At 40.9% G+C, this 18,983-nt stretch carries 14 protein-coding genes, 1 tRNA gene and 4 pseudogenes; 6 read left to right on the top strand and 13 right to left on the bottom strand.

All coding sequences use genetic code 11. From position 1 onward, the window contains the following. Positions 1-220: 220 nt before the first annotated feature. Positions 221-846 (bottom strand): annotated as a pseudogene (locus KA717_07640) (transposase). Between the two features lie 275 nt (positions 847-1,121). On the opposite strand from KA717_07640, the gene KA717_07635 reads away from it, so the two are divergent. Together KA717_07635 and KA717_07630 are read left to right on the top strand one after the other, a co-directional pair. Beyond that, on the top strand, positions 1,122-1,277 hold the full coding sequence (locus tag KA717_07635; protein UXE62613.1) for a hypothetical protein: 156 nt from the start codon (positions 1,122-1,124) through the stop codon (positions 1,275-1,277). A gap of 129 nt (positions 1,278-1,406) precedes the next feature. Continuing rightward, on the top strand, positions 1,407-2,093 hold the full coding sequence (locus KA717_07630; protein UXE62612.1) for a transposase: 687 nt from the start codon (positions 1,407-1,409) through the stop codon (positions 2,091-2,093). 19 nt (positions 2,094-2,112) lie between these two features. Here KA717_07630 and KA717_07625 read toward each other — a convergent pair whose 3' ends face one another. The 4 genes and pseudogenes from KA717_07625 to KA717_07610 form a co-directional block, all read right to left on the bottom strand. After that, positions 2,113-2,829, bottom strand: coding sequence for a hypothetical protein (locus KA717_07625; protein UXE62611.1), 717 nt, complete (start codon positions 2,827-2,829; stop codon positions 2,113-2,115). Positions 2,830-2,844: 15 nt separating this feature from the next. Then, positions 2,845-3,582 (bottom strand): annotated as a pseudogene (locus tag KA717_07620) (IS4 family transposase). A gap of 16 nt (positions 3,583-3,598) precedes the next feature. After that, positions 3,599-4,774: an IS4 family transposase gene (locus KA717_07615; GenBank protein UXE62610.1), complete on the bottom strand. Its 1,176-nt coding sequence runs from the start codon at positions 4,772-4,774 to the stop codon at positions 3,599-3,601. Positions 4,775-4,791: 17 nt separating this feature from the next. Further along, the gene (locus KA717_07610) at positions 4,792-4,986 is read right to left on the bottom strand and encodes a transposase (protein ID UXE62609.1); all 195 of its coding nucleotides are present in this window, start codon (positions 4,984-4,986) and stop codon (positions 4,792-4,794) included. A 168-nt stretch (positions 4,987-5,154) separates the two neighbouring features. On the opposite strand from KA717_07610, the gene KA717_07605 reads away from it, so the two are divergent. Beyond that, the gene (locus KA717_07605) at positions 5,155-5,322 is read left to right on the top strand and encodes a hypothetical protein (GenBank protein UXE62608.1); all 168 of its coding nucleotides are present in this window, start codon (positions 5,155-5,157) and stop codon (positions 5,320-5,322) included. An 8-nt stretch (positions 5,323-5,330) separates the two neighbouring features. On the opposite strand, the pseudogene KA717_07600 reads toward KA717_07605, so the two are convergent. The 3 genes and pseudogenes from KA717_07600 to KA717_07590 all read right to left on the bottom strand — a co-directional run bounded on the left by KA717_07600 (position 5,331) and on the right by KA717_07590 (position 9,612). Beyond that, a pseudogene (locus KA717_07600) lies at positions 5,331-5,982 on the bottom strand (formylglycine-generating enzyme family protein). 2,173 nt (positions 5,983-8,155) lie between these two features. Next, positions 8,156-8,842: a hypothetical protein gene (locus KA717_07595; GenBank protein UXE62607.1), complete on the bottom strand. Its 687-nt coding sequence runs from the start codon at positions 8,840-8,842 to the stop codon at positions 8,156-8,158. A gap of 698 nt (positions 8,843-9,540) precedes the next feature. Beyond that, positions 9,541-9,612 (bottom strand) — tRNA-Cys (locus KA717_07590). 371 nt (positions 9,613-9,983) lie between these two features. Here KA717_07590 and KA717_07585 point away from each other — a divergent pair. After that, positions 9,984-11,057, top strand: a complete 1,074-nt coding sequence (locus tag KA717_07585) for a mannose-1-phosphate guanylyltransferase (GenBank protein UXE62606.1) — start codon at positions 9,984-9,986, stop codon at positions 11,055-11,057. Here KA717_07585 and KA717_07580 read toward each other — a convergent pair. From KA717_07580 to KA717_07565, 4 genes and pseudogenes are all read right to left on the bottom strand, one after another. Beyond that, complete coding sequence (locus tag KA717_07580; GenBank protein ID UXE62605.1) at positions 11,052-11,822, bottom strand: cobalt ECF transporter T component CbiQ; 771 nt, start codon at positions 11,820-11,822, stop codon at positions 11,052-11,054. The genes KA717_07585 and KA717_07580 overlap by 6 nt on opposite strands. A 6-nt stretch (positions 11,823-11,828) precedes the next feature. Then, complete coding sequence (locus tag KA717_07575; GenBank protein UXE62604.1) at positions 11,829-12,170, bottom strand: PDGLE domain-containing protein; 342 nt, start codon at positions 12,168-12,170, stop codon at positions 11,829-11,831. A gap of 57 nt (positions 12,171-12,227) precedes the next feature. Continuing rightward, a pseudogene (locus tag KA717_07570) lies at positions 12,228-13,553 on the bottom strand (IS4 family transposase). Positions 13,554-13,778: 225 nt separating this feature from the next. Continuing rightward, positions 13,779-14,492 carry an energy-coupling factor ABC transporter permease gene (locus tag KA717_07565; GenBank protein ID UXE62603.1) on the bottom strand — a complete coding sequence of 238 codons (714 nt, stop codon included), beginning with the start codon at positions 14,490-14,492 and terminating at the stop codon, positions 13,779-13,781. Positions 14,493-14,668: 176 nt separating this feature from the next. On the opposite strand from KA717_07565, the gene KA717_07560 reads away from it, so the two are divergent. Both KA717_07560 and KA717_07555 read left to right on the top strand, forming a co-directional pair. Continuing rightward, a complete protein-coding gene (locus KA717_07560; GenBank protein UXE62602.1) occupies positions 14,669-15,733 on the top strand; it encodes a DUF2157 domain-containing protein in 1,065 nt (354 codons plus the stop codon). Positions 15,734-15,813: 80 nt separating this feature from the next. Next, the gene (locus KA717_07555) at positions 15,814-16,512 is read left to right on the top strand and encodes an HAD-IA family hydrolase (protein ID UXE62601.1); all 699 of its coding nucleotides are present in this window, start codon (positions 15,814-15,816) and stop codon (positions 16,510-16,512) included. Between the two features lie 128 nt (positions 16,513-16,640). On the opposite strand, the gene KA717_07550 is transcribed toward KA717_07555, so the two are convergent. Beyond that, positions 16,641-18,917, bottom strand: coding sequence for an NACHT domain-containing protein (locus KA717_07550; protein UXE62600.1), 2,277 nt, complete (start codon positions 18,915-18,917; stop codon positions 16,641-16,643). Positions 18,918-18,983: the final 66 nt, after the last annotated feature.

The raw sequence follows: 18,983 nt of genomic DNA, 5'->3' as shown, positions 1-18,983 counted from the left end.
ACGGGAATATGTCCAGTCGTAAGTTATTTTCTATTTTCTCAAACTCTTACACCATAACTTTTTCTAGCTTTGATCACACGATACCAGTACCTTGCTGTCATCATTGTTTCCTCTTTGTCACTTTTCATCTCATGTTAACACTTTTCTTTTCCTTCATCAACTAAAGGTCACACCCGTTCAAAATGGCTGAAAAGCTTATCTGATAAAGGTTCTGCCTTTATTCGGCAAACCCTAAGTACTCTTTTCTTGCCACTTCCCTATAAGTCCTCGGCTTTTCTTTCCTTTTCTCTTTTATTTCTTCATACAGCTTATCTATTATTTTTTCTGTTTTTTCTCTGGCATCATTCAATATTCCTATATCCGTTGGATATTTTATATCTGCTGGTGTACAAGTCGCATCTAACAATAACTTTCCTTCATTTTCTTTTTTTTCTGACGCTACACCCGTCGCTTTTTTTTCTATTTCTTTATTAATTTTATTTATTAATTCCATTCCTATTTTTTTACGAAAATGAACCATCATTGACGCATTAAATGCTTCTTTGCTACTATAGCTTTCCATTCCTATAAAGTACTGTAAATAAGGGTTCTCTTTTATTTGTTCTACTGTTTCTCTGTCACTTTTTCCTGAAATTTCTTTGATAATTAATGCTCCTAATGCCATTCTAAATGATTTGGCTGGGGCTCCTTTTTTTCTGTGAAGTTTTTTGCATATTCTTCCTCATATTCTTCCCAGGGAATCATTTTTGACATTTCTATCCAACGATTTTCTTCGTCTAACTGCCCGCCGAACAGATTTTTCAAGTTTTCTGGTGTTTCAATTGAGTACTGTTGCTTTCGGTACATCTGCTTTCTCTCTTCTTAATGCAATGGTTTTGAGGCATTCTACCCTATTTTCGTGCATTCTAGCGGTTCTTAATTCGCCTACTATTTTTCTCCGTAAAGGTTTCAGCTTTTTTCAGCAAGCCCTATTTACTGCTGAACCATCAGAACTGGACAGTGGGAAGTTCTCGAGGCGTGTAAGTGGAGAAAAGAAAATCGGACATCCGATACAAAAGAGTGCCGTTATGTCCGAAACTGGCTGATATAAGAAAATCGATAGCCAGTGCTATCTATCAATTATGCAACTATGTCAGCGACTAGAGCAAATCCTAGAGAATCTCCGTCCAGCCTTTAGCCGAGAAGCAACGTTCCAATGGTTTATCCTGTTAGTCTGGGGAGTAGTGCTCAACAGCCAACCCAGCGCAATAACTAGCTATGTCAATGCCATTGGCTGAACAGAGAGCTACTACAATCAGGCTCTACATTGGTTTGATTCCAAGGCGTTTAGCGTCGAAGGACTAACTTTACAATGGTCAAAGTGGCTAAGTCAGCATGAAAGTCTATACAGAATTAAAGGGAAACGGGTGTATGTGGGTGATGGCATCAAAGTGGGGAAAGAAGGACGCAAGATGCCAGGTGTAAAACGACTACACCAAGAATCGGAAGATGTGTCCAAGCCAGAGTGGATAAGGGGTCATTACTTCAATGCCTTGAGTATTTTGGTGGGAGTAGGGAAAGCCTGCTTTGCCTTGCCCTTAGTGTTGCGGCTAGACGATGGCATCAAGTCCAAAGCAACCGAGAAGGGGGAGGGAAAAGGCAAAAAAAAGGTGAAGACGAGCCTGGTGACAAAAATGGCTGACCTTTGTGTTACTTACGCAGAGGCAGGGAGTTATGTAATTTTGGATGCTTATTTTGCTTGCGAACCAGTGCTCAAAAGTTTTCGCCAGAACGCCTTGCATCTAATCACAAGAGTGCGTTGCTCCACCGTCGCCTATGCCCCCTTTTGTTCCGTGCCGACGCTGACGGGGAGAGGACGACCACGGATTTGGGGGAGTTCGATAAAACTAGAAAAGCTGTTCGCTCTGGCGGCGGACTTTCCGACAGCTAAAGTCTGGCTCTATGGTCAACAAGTCACGGTTTCTTATCAGTGCTTTGAGTTCCACTGGGATAGTCCCCATCAGCTCGTCAAGTTTGTTCTGACCCAATTGCCTAACGGACGACGACTGATTCTGCTTTCTACTGATCTCTGTTTGACTGGGTGCGACCTTTAGTTGATAAAAGCTGTTGTAATCAGGGTTCTACAGGGAACCCATATTGATCAAGTTTTGCCCAAAATTGACTCCATCGTTCCTTGGTCAATACCAAAGCTCGTAGGCTCAAAATAATTCCTGCTCCTTTTTCCTTCCATCGCATCCCTGAACAACATAATCGTTGTTTGACCAACGTCTTACAAGCTGCTTCCGTAACACCTGAACCAATCGGATACTTTTTCTCTATGTATTCAGCATAATCCATTTGATGCTGATGATTCTCGTAATAAGTAATCGCCGCTTGTAGTTTCTCGGTAAGATTCTTAGAATGACTTTTTTCTTCTTTGACTTCTTTCATCAGATTTAGCAGTTCTCCTGCTTTTCCTTTTTCATGCTTGAGTTCTCGACAATTTTCAGTCAACCATTCTTTTTGTTTTGACACGGTATTCGGATGCAACGCTTCTGCCAAGGCACCTAAGTAACCAGAGGCATGATAGAAATCTAATATCTGTTCTTCCGTTTGCTTTTCTAAAAACTTCCAATTTGATTCTGCCCCGTCTGCTATCCCGACCAATGTTGCCTCTGGATAACGGTTTTTCGCTCGCTCAATTTCTCTTTCTAATCTTTCTAGAAAACTCTTTTTTCCATACTCTGGTGCCGCACCTAGATAGATTGTATGTTGACGTTCGCCTTCACTATCGTATAGGGAAACGGTTCCCACCATTGCTTCACGGTAGCCATCCTCACACATCAGCATACCTGACTTTTCCCGTTAAGTGCGGATTGCAAGCTGCCAGCCTTGGCAAAGGTCATGCAACTTCAACCAACCGCGCCAAAGGACTTGGATACCGAGAGGAGTTTTACGACGATGTTCAAGATAACCACCAAGAAAAGCAACAGACTCGACAGCCCAAGCAACAGTCAAAATAGGGGGAAGTTTTTGAGAGGCGGCTGCTTTTAACACCTGAAGTTGAAGAGGATTAAGAATTTCAATCGCGAGAGCATCGGGCTGGGTACGATGAAGATAAGTAACGTGTAAAAGTTCAACAGCAATGACACTTAAAAAACCCAAAAGAGTTTTCATTCCATCAGAGGCAAGTCGATAACGCTCACTCTGACAACCAGACTTAAGGACTTTATGAAATTCTTCAACCCGCCATCGGTAGGTGTACCAACGAAGAATAGTGACAGCCATCTCAATAGTCTCAACAACTTCTGTAGTCAGAAGCATCCAAGATAAAGGAGTTTCGCCTTCGGGACAATCGATTTCTGTCGCATAAACAGCATAGACATTCAACGGGTCACGATTATCAAAACGATAGGGAGTTCGTAGATTAACTGAGCAAAATCGGACGGCAAGCTTAACCTTCCGTGCTTTTCTTTTTCCTGTACTCGGAATCTCGATTTCTTGATGAAAACGAATCGGTTCTGATTCCAAATGTTGCCAAAGTCGTTCACTATTTTTGTCTAAACTACGATTATGAGACGCTCTGACCAGCACTCCTGTATGCTTCTGACTTTTCCCGTTAAGTGCGGATTGCAAGCTGCCAGCCTTGGCAAAGGTCATGCAACTTCAACCAACCGCGCCAAAGGACTTGGATACCGAGAGGAGTTTTACGACGATGTTCAAGATAACCACCAAGAAAAGCAACAGACTCGACAGCCCAAGCAACAGTCAAAATAGGGGGAAGTTTTTGAGAGGCGGCTGCTTTTAACACCTGAAGTTGAAGAGGATTAAGAATTTCAATCGCGAGAGCATCGGGCTGGGTACGATGAAGATAAGTAACGTGTAAAAGTTCAACAGCAATGACACTTAAAAAACCCAAAAGAGTTTTCATTCCATCAGAGGCAAGTCGATAACGCTCACTCTGACAACCAGACTTAAGGACTTTATGAAATTCTTCAACCCGCCATCGGTAGGTGTACCAACGAAGAATAGTGACAGCCATCTCAATAGTCTCAACAACTTCTGTAGTCAGAAGCATCCAAGATAAAGGAGTTTCGCCTTCGGGACAATCGATTTCTGTCGCATAAACAGCATAGACATTCAACGGGTCACGATTATCAAAACGATAGGGAGTTCGTAGATTAACTGAGCAAAATCGGACGGCAAGCTTAACCTTCCGTGCTTTTCTTTTTCCTGTACTCGGAATCTCGATTTCTTGATGAAAACGAATCGGTTCTGATTCCAAATGTTGCCAAAGTCGTTCACTATTTTTGTCTAAACTACGATTATGAGACGCTCTGACCAGCACTCCTGTATGCTTGAGTTGACGCACTGAGTCAAAGACTTCTGAAACATCTCCTTCTCTGTCAAATACATGAATTACCCTCGTTGAACTTTCTACCTGTTTCTCACAGGTGTTTAGAGCCTCTACCCATTTGTAGGATTCTTTTTCCTCAAATGGTCTTTGACGAGCTGCTTTTCTTTGTTCTTTCTGTCTTTCTTTTTTCTGCTTCGCCGTTTCATCTGTTGGGGGCTTTTCTTTTACCTCCCTATTCCACAGTTTTTGCCATAATAAACCTAATACTTGTCCTTTTTCTGGCTCAATTGCTAAAGCACTATGCAGTATTAATCCATTCCCTCCTTTTCCAGTCGGCCCATACCCTTCCCTTTTTTCCTTGATATTGCGATAATCTAAGAAGGTCGTATCTCCGACTGATAGCATTATCTTATATTCTTCTACGGCGGCAGTTGTCATTTCACAGTGCGGCTCTATTATCTTGACAAAGTCTGTTTTCGGATTCCCAAAAATTCATAGGCCCTCTTTAACTCGTTTCCTCCCTTAAACACTTCTGATAAGGCTTTTCCAAACCCCTCACTTAACTTTTTCCCAATCGAGAAGGCACGATTGTTTAGCCTCTCGTCTCCCAATTCACAACTGGCAAAGTTTTTTGTCCACCATTCCAACATTTTTTGACCTGCCCTTTAAGATTTTCTCCATTTTACAGTCTCATACTCCCTTCATCCTTTGTTTTTGAAATTTGAACGATAAGCGGGATGATGGCTTCAGAATATTTTTTTCCTGTCAAGAGAATTATTACTCAAACCCTTGCCAGATAAAGCCTCTAGAAGTTTGCATTGCTGGATTTTGGACTTAACGGGAAAAGTCAGATTGCTCAACTAGCCCTTCAACATCAAGCCCAAATGATTTTTCCTCAAAGTCCACCCAGTCTGCTTTTGCCTAAATTCCTTACCGCTAAACTTGCCTCTTCCTCAAGCCCTGATATGCTTACTTTCGTCGCATAGTCATTACCTTATCTGGCATCCATAAACTTCCCACTGTCCAGATCAGAAGGATGCCCATAATAACCATCAATCCAATCATCTTGACACCATTCCCAAACATTTCCTATTAAATCATATAATTCCCAGAGATTAGGCTTAAACGACATTACAGGCTTAGTATTATTATTACTGCCAGAGGCGGGCACTAAAAGATTCGCAAAAGTAACGGTTTCTTTTGTCAACAAAAAACAGGTGTTGGTGGTTCTGTATAAGCCCATATTTTTTAATATATTGATGCTTTTCTCCAAAAAAATATTTAGTGGTAGTTCCTGCTCGACAAGCATATTCCCATTGAGATTCTGTCGGTAATTGATAGTTTTTCCCTGTCAACTTTGATAACTTTTGACAAAACTCTTTCGCCATATTCCAATTAACACATTCAACAGGGTGTTTTTTTGTTTGGTTATGATATTGTGCTATAACATTAGGGGTAGGATTAGGGTAAGAATGAGATGATGGATCATTTCCCATAACAGCTTTATATTGAGCTTTAGTAATTGGATATTTTCCCATATAAAAAGCCTGAACTTTTACCTTGTGCATGGGGCTTGCCGCATCGTGATCAGGAATATACTCAAGATAAAAATCATGTTTTAGATCATCATAACCATCTGAACCCATCATAAATTCACCCGCAGGAATAGAAATCATTTCCAATGCCACCTTACCAGGCAACATTTCCGTAAAGTTTTTTGAAGGATTCGGCATATTAGGCTTTACCTTTTCCTCCACAATCATCGGTAAATTGATCGCTTCCATCGCTGGTAACTGGGGAATATTACCAAAACGACTCAAAAACTGCCAACCCAATAAAAGACTATTAATCCCTTCCGTTTGACTTGCCTCGATCTTGTCTGCATCCCTCACTTTTTCTAATAACAATTTTAAAGACTCTAAAAATGGCTTGTCCTCCTGATAAATAATCCGCTTTAATACCTGACAATCCTCATCATTATCCACATCAAAAACCTTATCTGAAGGTACATTATTGACATCTAACCAATCAGAAAAAGCCTTATTTCCCTGTTCTAAAGCCAAATAGCCATACTCACTGGGTAAATTAGCCAAAGATAACGCCAACTTCATCCGAACATCAGGCGCGCAATAGGCAGAATCCACCGTCAAACTGTCATAAAAATCCCCGTAACACTTCACAATTTTGGAAATCGCTTCCTGCCAAAAATCTGGCGTTAAAAGCGGATTACTTTGGTATTTGTCCAACAAATACGGAATAAAACTCGGTAATAATGGCGTATTGTCCCAAGAATTACCCAAAAAGAGAATATCCGCATAAAGCCTGATCGCCAAACAATGCCATACAGCCAAATATTGATAAAATGCACGATAATCGAGATTACTGAGCTTATAATCTTTCTTAACGGTCAAATCAAGACCATGCTGTTCAAACTCAGCTTTTTCAGCTAATTCTTCCTGAAGGATCTGTAAATTTTCCTCATTTAGACCTCCTTTTTCCTTAATAAAAGCTTCATCCTTACCAATCTCTTTGAGTTTTTGGCGAGTTTTTTCCCATTCTAACGCCCGATTTTTGGCTACAGAATAAAGTAAATCAGAATAAGATTGACCAGACAAAATAGTAGCTTTAGTGTAGGAAACATCCCCTGCCGACCAATAACCCAGCTTAAAATTCACCAAATCCCCTAAATTAATATCCGACTCCAAAACCAAAACAGGAATACTTTTTAGTTGTCCATGAAGAGACTGTAACGCCGAACTTCCACCCCATTTCTTAGACTCCCAAGCTCGATCAACCAATTGCACAGGATGGTGATGACTTCCTAAATAACCTTGATGTAAAAATTGCTCAATTTCTTCAGCTAAATAGGTCTCGTAATCTGATTTTAACGGCTGACCGGTACTGGGATCATGATCTAAAGAAGGTGGTGCAAGAAATACTTTTAAGGGCATTGTGCCATGAGCAAAGGAATTTTCCAGTAAATCAAAAGATAAATTAGCAATAGGAGATTTATCCGATCTTAATCTTTCTCGCATTTGCTCCACAGCATTTTGATGTTGCAAACTAGCTAAATCACGTTGAAAATTTTGCTGTAATTGCAATATCTCAAACTGAATCTTTTTCTCCTGCTCAAAACGCCACTTCTGAAAATCCAGATTTTTTTGATTAATTGCAAAATTTACTTGCGCCCGATAAGCCTCAATTTCCTTAGCCCGCTCATGGTTCAGAGCCGCTAACTCTCGTTGAAACTCCTGACTTTCCCGTTGTTGCAAAACCGACATTTTAAGTTGCCGATACTGCAACTTCTCAGCGTGTTTTCTGTTTAATCGTGCCATTTCTTCCGACGATTCTCGATTCAGATGACTTACATACTCAGCAGAATCTCGACTTAAAGCCTGAATTCTTTCAGACGATTTGCGATTTTCTTGTGCAGAGAAAAAATTAGTGGCACTCATCATCAAAAGACCGAGGCTATCCGTCAACATAACAACAATTTCTCCACAATAATTTTTTGTAAATTTAATTTGATCCCAATTAATCCCAGTAATCCAGAACAACGCGACCCTTTGATTATAGGCAAAATCCCCTAAAAATTCTCCCGTAGGATAGGCTTCCAGCCTGTCCAGTCAGAAAAAAAGAAGGCAATAGTCAAGAATGTCTATCTAATGGGGATGAGATTCCAACCTGTCCAGTCAGAAAAGAAGAAAAGAATGTCTATCTAATCGGAATGGGATTCCAGCCTGTCCTGTTAATGGCAGAAAGCAACGAGAAAGCGCAACAGCAACAGGCAAGATGCCTGTTCTACGATACGATGGATCATCACTTGGGGCCATATTTCTGAACATCATGATAGGAAACATTGTCATAAACTTCCTTACTGGTCTCAACCTTGTAAGTGCCGTCACTATGCTTATCTGTTACCGTGCCTGACTTGTCATGGCCAAACTCGTCTTTGATAATGACTTCCTTATTTTTCACAACCTCAGCAGGGGAAGACGGGGTAAAACTAGCAGAACCCGATCGCTGAGAAAGATGATCCAAATGAGAATTGTGATCAAATTGAGAATATTGATGATCTAGCAAGCTATTGGCATGATGAGGCTGATAATCCGCTAAGTGCTGATTCTCAAAAGAATGCTCCAAATGGGAAGGATTATTAACTTGAGAATATTGATGATCTAGCAAGCTATTGGCATGATGAGGCTGATAATCCGCTAAGTGCTGATTCTCAAAAGAATGCTCCAAATGGGAAGGATTATTAACGTGAGAATATTGATGATCTAGCAAGCTATTGGCATGATGGGGCTGATAATCAGCTAAGTTATGACCATCAAATCCACTGTGAATATGATTCGACTCATAAACCCCAATACTGGATGGAGCGAAAGGATCGTGATGGACTCCAATAGTCGGATCACTGAACAAATCTTGGTGTGTATGCAAATCGCTGGGTAGGTTAGGGACATCGGCAGAGTGAAAACTATGGTCTAGGGGTTGAGTATCCATTGATGATTACCTTGGTGAAGGAGTTAAGAGTTAGACGCAATTAACAGATTATAAAATGGTCAAAAGTGCGGTAGAGAATATCATGTTGGAATTATAGCTTTATTTTTCTAGCCTGGCACTTTCAGATAGTGCGATCGCCGTCTCATAGGTTTCGTTAACATAAGAAAATCCAACTTTAGTTCAAAGAGGCGCGATCCCTTAACTGACAGTGCTTTCACAAATAACTGAATAGGGACAAATACTACAATTAGCTACTGAGGGAGTCGGTTCAAAATGGCGATCGCCGAGTTGGGTAATGAGGTCTTCGGCCTCGATGGCAATGTTCGCTAAATCCTGAGACGTGAAAGAGCGATCGCCGATCTCGTAGGTTTTGGGCGAAACGTTGAACCAGCAATTCCAAATTCAAACAGTAACATAAGATACAGACGTTATCTCGCTTTTATGCAGTTAAAAGAGATTTCGCTGATTTCTGACGTTTTTTGTACTTCCTCCTCGAATCTTAGCCTCTTGGAGAGTCAGCAACCTGCAAACAAACTTGATCAATCACTAAATAGAGCATTACGCTGATTCCACATATTGATACAAAACCCCTTGACCGTAAGCACTTCAAGGCTTTTGTATCTTGGACTACATTCTGAATTTGGAATTGCTGATTGATGACACGCTCTAATTCTTCAGCAATTTCTGCGATTAATTTAAGGCGGCACCCAGATTTGAACTGGGGAATGGAGGTTTTGCAGACCTCTGCCTTACCACTTGGCTATGCCGCCGCTTTTGGCGATAATTTATTATATCTCTCTTGTGTTACTTTGGCACTGGTATCATAGGGCAAACGCATCTAAATTCTAGACTCCTTATCTGATAAGACTTTCAGCGTTTCATGAAAAATCAATCATGATCTCGGAAACCCTTATCCAGCCTACCTTTCAAAAATAAGATGCGTTCGCCCTGGAAGTAAAACAAGAGAGATATCTTTTTTTGCAACAATAATGTAATGTGCAGCAGATCATTAAGATTGACAGTAAAATGCTTTTAAGAGCACAAATATTACTTTCATGGAAAACCATTTAGATAGGGAGATTTCGCTTAAAATACTGGGGATTGGTTATTAATTAACGAGTGATTCGATAGGAACCTGTCTATGAGTTTCGAGAAAAGTCCCTTATTCGTCCCTGTGATTTTGGCTGGTGGTAAGGGAGAACGCTTTTGGCCGCTCAGTCGTAAAAAGAAGCCTAAACAGTTTCTATGTCTAGATGGTACGGGTGTTAGTCTTTTGCAGGCAACGGCCGAGCGGCTATTGGGATTAGCTGGCGGTTGGGAAAATTTGTGGGTGATTACGGCGGCAGCGATCGCGGCGGGAGTGGAAGAACAATTGCCCGATTTACCGTCAGAAAATCTTTTAGTAGAACCAGAGGGCAAAGATACGGCTCCGGCAGTGGCCTGGGCCAGTCTCGAAATTGCGAAACGCTATGGCCCTGATACGATCATTGGTTTTTTTCCGGCGGATCATTGGATTGGGGAACAGGCTGATTTTGAACAAACCCTAAAAGCGGCGATCGCCTTTGCGGCCAGTCAAGCCAGTATTGTCACCCTCGGTATCCCCCCCACAGAGCCAGCGACAGGTTACGGTTACATTGAACAGGGAGAGTTAGCGGCGACCTTTGAGGAACTGCCGGTTTATCAAGTTAGCCGTTTTACTGAAAAACCCAATCGAGAAACCGCCCAGGATTTTCTCAGTACGGGTCGCTATAGTTGGAATAGTGGTATGTTCTTTTTCCAAGCCGGAATTGTGTTGGCGGAATTAAGTCTTCATGCACCGGATTTATTAAAGGCTTTAACCGCAAAAGGGGCAGCGGCCTATGGAGAATTAGAGAAGAAAAGTATTGACTATGCCTTAATGGAAAAAACCAAATTAGCCTACATTTTACCCGCTAAGTTTGGCTGGGATGATTTAGGAGATTGGACTTCCTTGGAACGTTTATGGCCAGCGACTCAAAAAAATGTCGATTTGGCTAATCACGTCGCTCAAGATAGTCAAGGCTGTATTGTCTATGCCACCGATGAACAGGAAGTGATTGTCACCATTGGCTTAGAAGATTTGGTCATTGTCCGCGATCGCCAAGTCACTTTAATTGTGCCCAAAGATCGCACCCAGGATATTAAACAAATCTTGAAAACTTTGCAAACTAAAGCAGAATGTCAGGATTTATTATAGCCCTTGTCCGAGGAGTAAACTAAGAACAAGACACCCTAAAAATAAGCGTTCTGAGCGAGAAAAGGGGGAAGGTTCGGAAGTCATTGTCAAACCAGAATAACCTCTGGCTAACATCGCTTGATGAATTCTTTCTCCTCGATCATAGCTGCGAATCAGTAAAGAGCCAATTAAGTTAGCCATAACTTGGCGAGTTTGACGGGGATTAAGCAACAGATTTCGCGATAAAGCGGCTCGTTTTTTAGTTTGAAATTCTCGGTTTAAGAGATGTAAATAACGCAACATTGATCCCATAATGGCCACTAATAGGGGCGGAAAATGCAGAGCTAAAAAAGCATTAAGGATTTGAGTTTGACTTAAAATGCTCAACAGAGAATTAACTAATAGCAGAGAAAGAAAGGTTTTGAAACTCACCGTTATTAAGGTGATTAAACCCTGACTGGTAATTTGTAGCCAGCCCCAGTTAAAAATAACCTCTCCACCTGTTTGAAAAAGAGTACTTAGGAGAATGAGACCAATAAATAAAAATTCAACGGTCACTCGGCTAAACAGCGATCGCATCGATATTTTAAGGTAAATTCTTAATCTGATAAGCCATCCTCCAATGCCCAGGGCATAAAAGCCTAAGCTTCCCCAGTCTCCTTTTTGGGTAACGGCGATCGCCAACAAAGTCAGTAAAATAGACAGCAAATAGACAGAAGGCTGAAATTTTAATTGAGGTTGATTAACCAGTCGAGCCGTAAAACCTTGGGGAAGATGAATTAACACAAGACGCTAGGATAATTCCTCTGAGGCAGTGGGGTTAGGCCTTTTTTTGATCATTAGCTTCCCCAATGTCCAGGTCATTGCAAAGGTGGTGACGGTTCCCAAGAGACCAGCGAGGGGAGTTGCTAACCAAGAAGGAACGCCTTGTACTTGATAATTGGTCAGTTTATCTGCCAGAGGAATGGGGCTTTTTAGGGAAGTTGCTTTGTCAGCAAATTTCAGATCTTCGGCAACGCGATCTAAGCCATCTGGTTTAGAACTGGCAAAGGGAGAAAGGGCTACGGCGATGAAAATAGAAAATCCTAAAATGAGGATCAAAAAATTAGATTTTTGGCGAGTATTTTTAATCATAAATCAAATTAAAGATAGCAATTAGACAATTTTATTGGGCGTAAGCCTTCATCCGTGTCAACTTAAAGGAATGGGTTCCCAAATTTGTTGATTGAGAGCGGCCTTTTCTCGATGTCGCTTTCTCTCAGCTTTGACCAAACCAAATAACTTAGCACGTTCAGCCAGATAGGTTACTGTATCAGGCTTTTCTCCTCTAGCAATAGCCTTCGCTACATAGTATAGACTCCGAAACACCATCTCTACTGAGATTTTTTCTTTCGGTTGATTTAGAGCAATCGCCACTTCCCCTACCAATTGATTTAAGACCGTATAGAAAATCAAAGTGCAAATAATCTGGATTTGGACACCATTCTTATTCCCTACCCATAAATAGGCTAGTCCTAAAAGTCTTTTCGTTAATAAAAAGGCTTCTTCGATTGTCCATCGTCTTCGATATAAATCACAGACCTCTTCGGCGGACAGTTGTTCGGGAGACAACACATTTGTTAAATACTGATACCAGATTGTTCCCCATAATACTGAGACTAATCTCACCGGATGCTTGCAAGGATTAGAACGGTAATTTCCCATAATGATAATCTCATCTCTGTAATGACTACCTTGAGACAATACTTGTTTGGTTTTGTAAGATGTACCCGCTCTAAATCTGGTTAGAAAAAACTTTTTAGCTTCTGTTAACAAATCAAACCACACAAAGCTAAAAAATCCCATATCTACGAGAATTAAACCATTTTCTGGTAATTTAGCTGCCAATTCTTCACACCATATTTTATCATTTGATTTATCATTTTCTGTGTACCATAAAGTAACGGGTCTTTGGGTAAAGGCTTCCACTACCATCATTATTTTACCCCCCAATTTACTCTTTTCTTCTTTACTTATTTTCATATTTTTCCTTATCTGCTCTAGCGTTTAGCCATCTGCTATCCACACTGCACTAAACTTTTCTCTTATTTTTTCCCATTTTTCTCCTACTTGGAGCTTCTTCCCTTTTTCGGCTGCTTTTTCTAACACTCCTTTTAGTAATATTGCAAATATTTCGGCTGGCACATTCATCATTCTTTTTGATACTGCCTGTTTGCTTACTTTTAATGATGCTACCCATAGCAATCCCTCTTCCTCTAACAGTCTTACCGCTTCACTTATACCCGCTATTTGACGATACACTATACTTAACACTAATGCCACCATTACTGGTAAATTTAGCACCCTATCTCTCATCATTTTCTCATGAGTTCCCTGTAAATATTTTAATGGTGTAAACATTGTGGGTTCTAGTAATTCAAACAACTCTTTTGTTATTTCAGGGATTTCTACCCCTGGCTGATTTGTCTTACGACGTAAGTCTGGGTTTCCTTTTCTCCGAGGATGTTGTCTTGCCATTTGTTTTTTGCTCACTTTTTTATATACTAACCTTTTTTTCAGCCTACTCTTACTTCCGCCTGCTTTTAGGCTAATCTTTTGTGAGTAGGCATTTTGGCTTAAGTTGACACCAATGGTAAGCCTTACGCCCCTACAGGATTTTTTCAAAATTTATCTGCCAGGTTTTCAATTTAGATTGGTATATTGAATAGCTAAAGAGCAAACGCAATTTTCCCCCATGCCTGTTTAAACATTTTTTGTAGGGACACAACGCTTGTGCCTAAAAGGAGAGTAGATTAATTCAGGACGCGATCGCCAAATATATTGAACCGCTAAGACCGTAATTAAGGCCTCACCTAAACCAATCATCAAATGCCAAGAAATGAGGGAAATCAAGGCAATTTTAAGGGGAATGGTCTGGGAAAAACCCAATTCTACGGCGGCCATAGTTGCGGCTGTCACCACACTTAACCAAGCAGTAACCCCTGTGGCGATCGCCATACTACGCCAACGACTAGGCCCTAACAGAAGACGGATAAATCGATAACAATAATAGCCCCCTAAAGTCCCAATCAATCCCATATTTAAAAGGTTGGCTCCTAAAGCTGTAATGCCACCATCCTGAAAAAAGAAAGCTTGCACCAGAAAAACCACTGACATCACTAAACTACCGGCCCAGGGGCCTAGCACAATTCCGGCTAAGGTTCCCCCCAAGAGATGACCAGAAGTTCCCCCTGGGATGGGAAAATTAATCATCTGAGCCGCAAAAATAAAAGCCGCACAGACTCCCATTAATGGCACTATTTGCTCTTGATAGTCTCGCTGCACCTGTTTGAAGGCAAGCGTCATAAAGCCTAAGGCCAAAACCCAGGTGAGCACCGTAACCGGGCCACTGAGGAAGCCGTCGGGAATGTGCATTGCCAAATAGGGAGCCGATAAAAACGGTAGGGCGATCGCCATAGATTCGTTACTGATCTAACAATTCGGTTTATCCTTCCCTAGTCTTATCTGTTTCCGTTGTCTTTTCAATGCCCTAACGGGGGATAAGATCAGCCAATTCTTAAACTATCCTAACTTTTTGAGATAAGCTGTCGGTAATCCGTCAGAATCAGTCCATGTGATGGGAGGCAGAAGGGATGAATTTAGAAGAGGAAGATTTTCGGGAAGCGGTTGAACAAGGGCTGATTTCTCCAGAACAGGCCACTAAACTTTGGCAGTTTTTTATCACTCAAGCTCAAACTGCTCAGGATCACTCTAATCCCAACAAATTACGTTTTGATTTTGCCAATGTGGCCTACTACTTTGGTGCGCTAATTGTCATTGTAGCGATGGCCTTTTTTGTCACCTTAGCTTGGGAAAGTTTAGGGGGTTTTGGTATTTTTGCGATCGCGGTCATTTATGCCTTGGGCTTTTTATGGGCGGGAAAATATCTTTACTTTGAGCAAAATTTAAAGATTCCAGGGGGATTACTCGTTACTGTTGCGGTGTGGATGACCCCTCTAGCCATTTATGGATTACAGCGATGGACAGGGTTTTGGGGTCAGGGCGATCCAGGGCATTATCAGGACTTTCATAGTTGGATTAAGGGCAGTTGGTTTTTAATGGAAGTGGGAACCATTCTGGCTAGTTTGCTGGCCTTGCGATGGATCAAATTTCCCTTTTTAACCTTTCCCCTCGCGTTTTGTTTGTGGTACTTGTCCATGGACATTGTTCCTCTTCTGTATGGTAAAAATGTTGATTTTCATACCCAGGCAGTCGTTTCCCTTTGGTATGGCATTATTTGTTTAGCGATCGCCTATGTCGTTGATTTACGGTGTCGTCGTAGTGAGGGAGATTTTGCCTTTTGGCTATATTTATTTGGGCTGATTACCTTTTGGTTTAGCCTCCCTTTTTCAGGACAGGATTCAGAATGGAGCCGTTTTATCTACGGGCTAATTAATCTCGGTTTAATGGCTCTTTCTCTGTTGCTAAAACGTCGCCTTTTTATGATTTTTGGCAGCTTGGGTATATTTGGCTATATTAGTTACCTCGCTTTTCGGGTTTTTGAAAATTCTCTATTATTTCCCTTGGCTCTATCCGCTTTGGGCATTGCGATTATTTACCTCGGTGTTGTTTATCAGCGTCACTACCGGCAGTTAGAACATTATTTTGATAGCATTTTACCCCTTGCCTGGCGATCGCTATTACCGAAGGAACGTTAATAATCCCAAAATGATTTAGAATAACCAAAGCATTAGACTAGATTCGATGCTTAAAAGATGGCCAAAAATGATTAATTTATATGATCACTGTTATTCGAGATCTCGCTCAAGAACTACAACAAAAACCCCATTTAGATAAACCCCAGGTTATTTTCTTTGATGCGATGGGAACTCTCTTTGGTTTACGGGCAACTGTGGGCGAAATTTATGCGGCGATCGCGGTTTCTTTTGGGGTAACAGTGGATATCTCAGCCCTTAATGCTGCTTTTTTGGATACTTTTCGAGCCTCTCCTGCCTTAGCCTTTGGGGAATCTGATCTGAGTAAATTGCAACCGTTAGAATTTGACTGGTGGCAAGCGATCGCTTCTCAAAGTTTCCAGAAAATTGGAGCCTTAGAACAATTTGAAGATTTTACAGCCTATTTTCAACTTTTGTATGATCATTTTGCCACGGCCCAACCTTGGTTTATCTATGAAGATGTTATTCCTTGTTTAAATTATTGGCAAAATCAAAACGTTGAGTTAGGGATTATTTCTAACTTTGACAGTCGTTTACATCACCTATTAGTCGCCCTAGAGCTAGAGAATTATTTTCAATCGGTGACGCTCTCCTCCGCCAGCCAAACCGCTAAACCAGAAACCCCTATTTTTCAGCAAGCTCTAGCCAAACATCAATCCCAACCCCATCAAGCTTGGCACATTGGTGATAGTTTCCGCGAAGACTATCAGGGAGCAGAAAGGGCTGGACTAAAAGCTTTTCTGATTGAGCGTCCTGGTTAATAAAAGCGATCGCCCATGAGTGAATAGGGAAGTGGGCTTAATTAATTGTTATACCAAATCTGCTTGTAAAACACTGTTAATATTTTGTAGGGGTTTGGTTCCCAAATCCATAGAGTGTAAGGCTTATGTTAGTTAGAAATAGGCAAAAAGAGTGTGTTTTCAATCTCAGCCCGAACTCCTCGATCGATGACGGCTTCCCGACCCAGACATTCCATTAATAAAATGTTGGCAATGAAATATTGATCTAACAAATCTTTTTGTAGTTTATTAAATTGCCAGTCATGGCCAATATTGCGATGGGTGATCATAAGCTGGCGTAATTTCTTCCTCCAGGCTTTATCATTTTCTTGCCACCATTGTTTAAATTGTTCTGTGTTTTGGGGATCGGGACGTTCAGCGAATAGGGCTTGTAGTTCTTCTTTGAATAAAATCTGGGGGAGTTTATTGAGTAGCTTGGTAAATCTTTGGTCGAGGTAGAAGTAGAGGGAGAGGTCGAGGTAGAAGTAGAGGGAGAGGTAGAGGTAGAGGTAGAGGTAGAGGTCGAGGGAGAGGTCGAGGTCGAGGTCGAGGGAGAGGTCGAGGTCGAGGTCGAGGCCGAGGTCGAGGGAGAGGTAGAGGTAGAGTATTTTGGGCTGATCTGATTTAATATAAGCTAAATAAGGAAATTTTCTAGTGATCTGTTCAATATCCTCGGTTGTATATTCTCCTTCTAAAGAATCGGCTTTAGCTTTTAACCATTGCAAATATTCTTGTAGCCGTTCATCTTCTGCCAAGAGTTGATCCACTGTTTGCTTCATTAACTGCATTAATTCGGTTGCATCTTCTAACATTTCCACTGCCAACAAAATCACCTCTCGCCAGCGTTTTTCGGTGAGATGACTGACTAATTCCCTGAGCGTTTCTGTTGTTGGATTTAAGGTTAATTTTCTCGTTGCAAAATATTCCTGAAAGGTTAAATGGGAAAAGGAATAAATGCCCTTAGCTCTAGTCACTAATAGCCCATGATTCGCTTCAATAGACCGCAAAACATCTTCACTATCCAAGCGCAAAGCTTCGGGATCACTTTTGGCATCAGGTAAATTTTCAATAAACTGAGCAATATAGGTTTCTGCTGTTTTTTGTTTAAAGAAATAATTTCCCTGCCAAAAGGTTTCTAGGGCAATTAAACTTAAGAGATCTTCCTTACGTTTAGCCGACAAATTTTTATAAAGTTGATCCCGTTCAATCCCTCGCTTACCGTCCCATCTTTTTAATAAAATATCAACTCCCTCTTCATATAACTCCGCTCGATTGTGGGGAAAATTCGTCAATTCTCCAAAGACTAAACATAACAATGTTAATAAAAGCGGACTGCTTGCTAATTCTTGAATGGGTTCATTGTCAGCCAACTTTTCAATAAATTTTTCTGCCTTGCTAGGATTTTTGGATTGGAACCATTTCGTCACAAAAACCTGTATTTGCTCTCGATCAAAATCTGCTACTTCCACTTCCCGAAAACCTTGAAATAGATATTCCTTAGCGGCAATACGACAGGTAATCAGAAATTGATTTTTGCCGTAGTGTAAACGATTTGCTAATTTCTGAATTTGGGAAATCACGCGACGGCTATCTTTATCTAAAACTTCATCCAAACCATCTAATAAAATTAAAGCTTTCCCGTGATTTAAAAGCTTTTCTATGACTTCAATTTTAACGCCCGTATCTACAAATTTATACTTAATATAGTGAAGCAATTCAGGTTGATCTGGCTTTTCTGCAAATTCCTTTAAAGACAGAAAAATCGGAAAACAATCTGTTCCCAATCGTTCCGCCAAACATTCCATTGCAATATATTTTAAAAAAGTGGTTTTTCCTGCTCCAGGCTTTCCCCAAATCATTAACTTGCGATGACCTTGAACCGCCTCTAATCCCGATACTCTTTTTTGAGCTTTACCCCATCCCAACCGCTCAAAGTCTTCTAACTCACTATGGAACAAACAATGTAACTCTTCTAAACCCAAACGTTGCTTGGCGGTAAGATTTTCCAGAATATTAACATCTGTATAAATTTCCCCTAAGGCGATGTCCTGCTCCATATCCAAAACCCGCATCTTTCCACATTCTTTTCTAACCATTGGTTCAATGCATTGACGAATATCCGCGATTAAATCCTGAATTTCTAGGTCATCTTCACATGATTCGGCCTCTTGAACAATCATTTCTTGCCAATTCAAACCTAATTCCTGACAGATTGCCAGAAAATAATCTTCATCAATGGGATCGCCTTTGTATAAATGCTGTCCTATCGTTTGTCGCACACAACCGACTCGACCGGCTAGAAGATCCTGTGACCACTTTTTACGTTTTATCGCTTTTTTAATTGTCTCAATCCCTACCGAAGAAGCCTGTAATGTGCGCCGTCCCATCTTGTTTACCATCCTTAAAAAATAGAGAAATAAAAATTATCTACAGGCAAGATGCCTGTTCTACCA

The organism is Woronichinia naegeliana WA131 (genome assembly GCA_025370055.1).
In the GTDB taxonomy this organism is placed as follows: Bacteria; Cyanobacteriota; Cyanobacteriia; order Cyanobacteriales; family Microcystaceae; genus Woronichinia; species Woronichinia naegeliana.
The sequence above is the reverse complement of the archived record's forward strand: the minus strand, read 5'-3'. Positions and strand labels throughout refer to the sequence as shown.